This window comes from Domibacillus tundrae (genome assembly GCF_000970675.1).
In the GTDB taxonomy this organism is placed as follows: domain Bacteria; phylum Bacillota; class Bacilli; order Bacillales; family Domibacillaceae; genus Domibacillus; species Domibacillus tundrae.
Map to the genome: position 1 here is coordinate 1 of NZ_LAJA01000019.1, position 4,930 is coordinate 4,930.

5 protein-coding genes are annotated in these 4,930 nt (G+C 41.5%); all 5 read right to left on the reverse strand.

Going from position 1 to position 4,930, the window contains the following annotated elements; genetic code table 11:
- Positions 1-28 precede the first annotated feature (28 nt).
- The 5 genes from VQ00_RS14780 to VQ00_RS14800 all read right to left on the reverse strand — a co-directional run bounded on the left by VQ00_RS14780 (position 29) and on the right by VQ00_RS14800 (position 4,682).
- Complete coding sequence (locus VQ00_RS14780; protein ID WP_046180904.1) at positions 29-643, reverse strand: PH domain-containing protein; 615 nt, start codon at positions 641-643, stop codon at positions 29-31.
- A 270-nt stretch (positions 644-913) separates the two neighbouring features.
- On the reverse strand, positions 914-1,984 hold the full coding sequence (locus tag VQ00_RS14785) for an ABC transporter substrate-binding protein (RefSeq protein WP_046180900.1): 1,071 nt from the start codon (positions 1,982-1,984) through the stop codon (positions 914-916).
- A complete protein-coding gene (locus VQ00_RS14790; RefSeq protein WP_046180901.1) occupies positions 1,981-2,775 on the reverse strand; it encodes an ABC transporter permease in 795 nt (264 codons plus the stop codon). The genes VQ00_RS14785 and VQ00_RS14790 overlap by 4 nt, the downstream gene beginning before the upstream one ends.
- A gap of 1 nt (position 2,776) precedes the next feature.
- Entirely contained in the window at positions 2,777-3,580 is an 804-nt protein-coding gene (locus VQ00_RS14795; RefSeq protein WP_046180902.1) for an ABC transporter permease, read from the reverse strand.
- Entirely contained in the window at positions 3,567-4,682 is a 1,116-nt protein-coding gene (locus tag VQ00_RS14800) for an ABC transporter ATP-binding protein (protein ID WP_046180903.1), read from the reverse strand. The genes VQ00_RS14795 and VQ00_RS14800 overlap by 14 nt, the downstream gene beginning before the upstream one ends.
- Between the last annotated feature and the right edge of the window lie 248 nt (positions 4,683-4,930).

Consider the following 4,930-nt stretch of genomic DNA (forward strand, 5'->3'; position numbering starts at 1 on the left):
AGGTGCCGTTTTTTAATATTTATTCACGTTAGTTATTAATATATTTTTCGTAAACGGCACCAAAATCTTTTACACGATATTCATCGCTTGATTTTTTGAACCAGTCAAATGCGTAAGCATTTACTTTTTCAAATTCAGCTGATAAATCAATTTGCGCCTTCGTAATGTTTTTAATCGAATTTGCTGATATATCCAGGCTTTGCTGGGCGTAACCGAGATGCATTTCGTTTTCCCTTTGCATTTCTGCAATTTGCCATAATGCCTTGTACAAGTCTTTTAATTCTTCCAGATGTCTTTTGTGCACGTCAATGGAGTACGTTTCACTGCCAAGTGTAAACTTAATTTCCACATCGAGGTCCACTGTACCCGCTGTTTCGAGGTATACGTTCGAAATACGGTTTGTCACGTAGTTAAACCGGCGAAGCATCCGTTTTTTGCTGACAGCATTTGCCCCATCTACATGCACAAGCCCAATGTTCGTAAAGCAATATTCATCTGCTTTCGATTTAATGAGAAAATAAATTTTCTCATTATCTTCATGCATAATGTAATCATCCGCATCTACTTTGTCATAATCAGCCGGCTTGATGACTGCTCCAACATCGCTTAATCCTAATACGTCTGCCGCGACCTTTCCAAACATAATCCCATCTCCCTTTTTAACGAAGTATATGAGTGAATACGATCTTCTTTCTTTAAAAGTTTCATTTTTTTCAAAAAGAGCTACTACCTCTTTTTCTAGAAGCGGACGGTAATAATATCCTTGAATCCGATAGCAGTCTCTTCTCACGAGCCAGTCGTGCTGTCTTAAAAAAGACTTTTTTAATTCTTCTTTTTTATTATACATCTAATTACTCTGAAAAATACAACAATAATGTAATTTTTTACAAAAAAGAAACCCTGTATATCAGGGTCACTTGCGGTGCATTTTAAATTTCAAAAATAGTTCATTGTAGCGAGCGAGCATTTCCGGTCCAAGGTTTTCGTACACCTCCAGACGCTCGGTCATGTGAGCAGGCGGATAAAAGCGTTTGTCTTCTACCATTTCTTTCGGCATGAATTCCAGCGCTTTTTTATTCGGTGTCGAATAGCCGACATATTCCGTATTTTGCGCCGCCACTTCAGGATCAAGCATAAAGTTAATAAATGCATGAGCCGCTTCAATATTTTTTGCTGTCTTCGGAATCACCATGTTGTCGAACCAAAGATTCGATCCTTCTTCCGGCACGACATATTCAAGATTATCTTTCGTCCCCATCAGTTCAGAGGCAGTCCCGGACCAGACAAGGCCAATCGATGCTTCATCATTTCCCATCAGCATCCGGATTTCATCGCCGACAATCGCCTTAATGTTTGGCGTCAATTCATCCAGTTTCGCTTTTGCTTCCTGCAAGTGCGCTTCATTTGTATCATTCAATGAATAGCCAAGGCTGTTCAGCCCCATTCCCATTACTTCACGCGCACCGTCAATCATTAAAATTTTATTGCGGAACTCCGGTTTCCATAAATCATTCCAAGCAGTAATTTCTCCGTTAACTTCATCGGTATTGTATAAAATACCGACGGTCCCCCAAAAGTATGGAATTGAATACTTGTTTCCACGATCAAATGACAAATCCATAAACCGATCGTCAATATATTTCAGATTTGGCACTTTCGAATGGTTAATTGGATAAAGAAGATCCTGATCCCGCATTTTTTCTATCGTATATTCAGAAGGTACCGCCACATCATATGTTGTGCCGCCCTGCTCTATTTTTGTCATCATTGCTTCGTTAGAATCAAACGTTTCATAAATGACCTTCACACCCGTTTCCTTTTCAAACCGGTCGATCAGTTCTGCATCAATATAATCGCCCCAGTTATAGACGGTCAACGTGCTGCCTTCTGTCTGCCCGCTCGAAGCATTTAAGCGGTCAACGACATACAAAAGAAGAAAAGAAATCAGGAAAACCGCAACGAGCGCCTGCATCAATTTTTTCATTTCCGCACCCCCGCTGCCGGTTTTTCATTTCGTTGTTGAATAAAATAGTAGCCGATCACAAGGAATATCGTGAATAAGAATAAAAGCGTCGAAAGTGCGTTAATATTTAATGAAATACCCCGGCGCGCCAACGAATAAATTTCAACGGAAAGTGTTGTAAATCCGTTTCCTGTCACGAAAAACGTGACTGCAAAATCATCAAGTGAGTACGTCAGCGCCATAAAAAAGCCGGCAAAAATACCGGGTGTAATATACGGTAAAATGACTTTCGTTAAAACATCGAATCGGGAAGCGCCAAGGTCACGCGCTGCATCAATTAAAGAACTGCTCATTTCCTGCAGTTTCGGCAGCACCATAATAACAACAATCGGCACCGAGAAAGCAATATGTGCCAAAAGTACCGACGTAAAACCGAGCTTAATGCCGACGATCGTAAACAAAATTAAAAAAGAAGCGCCGATAATAACATCCGGGCTAACAATCAATACATTGTTTAATGAAAGAAGCGTATTTTGATAGATTCGCTTTCTCGCGTAGATGATAGCCAGCGCTCCAATCACGCCAATTATCGTCGAAATCGCGGCTGACAACAAAGCAATAACGATAGTATTTAACACAATAATGAGCAGCCTCGTATCGGAAAACAATTCTTTATACCAATCAAGTGTAAAGCCATCAAAGCTGCTCATCGTTCCTCCGCTATTAAACGAGTAAAACATCAAATAAAAAATCGGTGCATATAAAATCAGAAACACAAATGCTAAGTACGCGCGCGGCCAAAATGATTTCATGTCACAGTACCCCTTTCTTACGCGTACCGGTCACAATCATAATAATCACCATAATGAGAATTAAAAAAACAGCAATCGTCGCACCCATCCCCCAGTCCTGGGTCACGAGAAAGTGCTGCTCAATCGCCGTACCAAGCGTAATAACCCGATTGCCGGCGATCAGGCGGGTAATCATAAACAGTGAGAGAGCCGGAATAAAGACAGCCTGCACACCCGCTTTGACACCGGATGACGTCAAGGGAAAAATGACTTTCAGAAACGTCATCCATGAAGATGCGCCGAGGTCACGCGATGCATACACAAGTGCCGGATTCAGCTTATCAAGCGCGTTGAAAATAGGCAAAACCATAAATGGAATAAATATGTACACCGATACAAAAACGAAGCTGAAATCGGTAAATAAAATTTGTTTTGATCCAATCCCGATTGTTTTCAAAAAGCTGTTGGCTGCTCCATACGTACTGAAAATGCCAAGAAAAGCGTATGCTTTTAATAACAAATTTACCCATGAGGGCAAAATGATCAATAACAGCAAAATTTGTTTAAACTTAGACTGGGTAATAAAATAAGCGGCTGGATACGCGATGACTAAACAGAAAAATGTAATTAAAAAAGCATACCAAAACGAACTGAGCGTCATCATTAAATACACAGGCGTAAAAAAGTTTTGATAGTTCGCAAAGGTAAAATTTCCATTCAAATCAAAAAAGGAATAGTAAACAACCAGCAAAATCGGTGCGACGACGAACAATCCGATCCATAGCATGTATGGAATCGAGTAAAATGTCCGTTTATTCGCGTCCATTTATGCTCCCTCCTGTTTCATAGCTTTCAAGCCGTTTATCAAACTCTTCTTCCGTTTCATTGTGACGCATCACGTGAATCGCTTCCGGATCAAAATTAAGCCCGACTTTTTCGCCCACAACCGCTTTTTTCGTCGAATGAACGAGCCATTCGTTTCCGTCCGCATCATAGCAGCAAATTTCATAATGCACGCCGCGGAACAGTTGGGAATCGACATCCGCCTGGATTTTGCCGGCACCCGGTGTTGTTAAAGCCAAATCTTCCGGACGGATGATGACTTCCACTGGTTCATCTGGTCTAAGTCCTTTATCCACACATTCAAACCGGCATCCGGCAAATTCTACTTCGTAGTCACGGACCATAGTGCCGTCAATAATATTCGACTCACCGATAAAGTCGGCCACAAACCGGTTGATCGGTTCATCATAAATATCCATCGGTGTGCCGCTCTGTTGAATTCTGCCTTCATTTAACACGAAAATCTCGTCGCTCATCGCAAGCGCCTCTTCTTGATCGTGCGTAACAAAAATAAACGTAATGCCAAGCCGCTGCTGAAGTTCGCGAAGCTCATACTGCATCTCCGTCCGCAGCTTCAAATCAAGCGCCGACAGCGGTTCATCAAGCAAGATCACTTCTGGCTCATTTACGATCGCCCGTGCAATAGCTACACGCTGCTTTTGCCCGCCGGACATTTCCAACAGCTCCCGCTTTTCATAGCCGGATAAATTGACGAATTTCAGCGCTTCCGTTACTTTTGCATCGATATCCGTTTTTTTCATTTTTTTAATACGCAGTCCAAAGGCAATGTTTTCATATACATTTAAATGAGGAAATAATGCATAATCTTGAAAAACTGTATTCACCTGCCTTTTATTAGCCGGCACATTATTCATCCGCTTGCCGTTGAAGAAAATATCACCGGACGTCGGCTCTGTAAACCCTGCAATAAGCCGCAAAATCGTTGTTTTCCCGCACCCGGACGGTCCAAGCAGCGTGTAAAATTTGCCTCTTTCCATTTCAAAGCTGACCTCATCAAGTACGCGCTCATTACGGTCATATGCTTTCGACACCCGGTCGAACCGAATAATGCCTTCTCCACTCACTCTCATCCCTCCACACAAGTATACTCGCCATCATTTTTCCTTTTCGGTCACATTATAACGGATTTATGCAAAACAGACTATTTTTCAATTCAAAAAATATTTTTCGACAATTTGGTTATTCACGCCTTCACAAAACGATGGAAACGATAAGGTGTAAATAAAAAAACCTGTACCGGCTCTCAGCCGGTACAGGTTTTTTTATCATTATTCTCCAACAACAAACTCAAAGTTCGCGCTGAATTTCACGT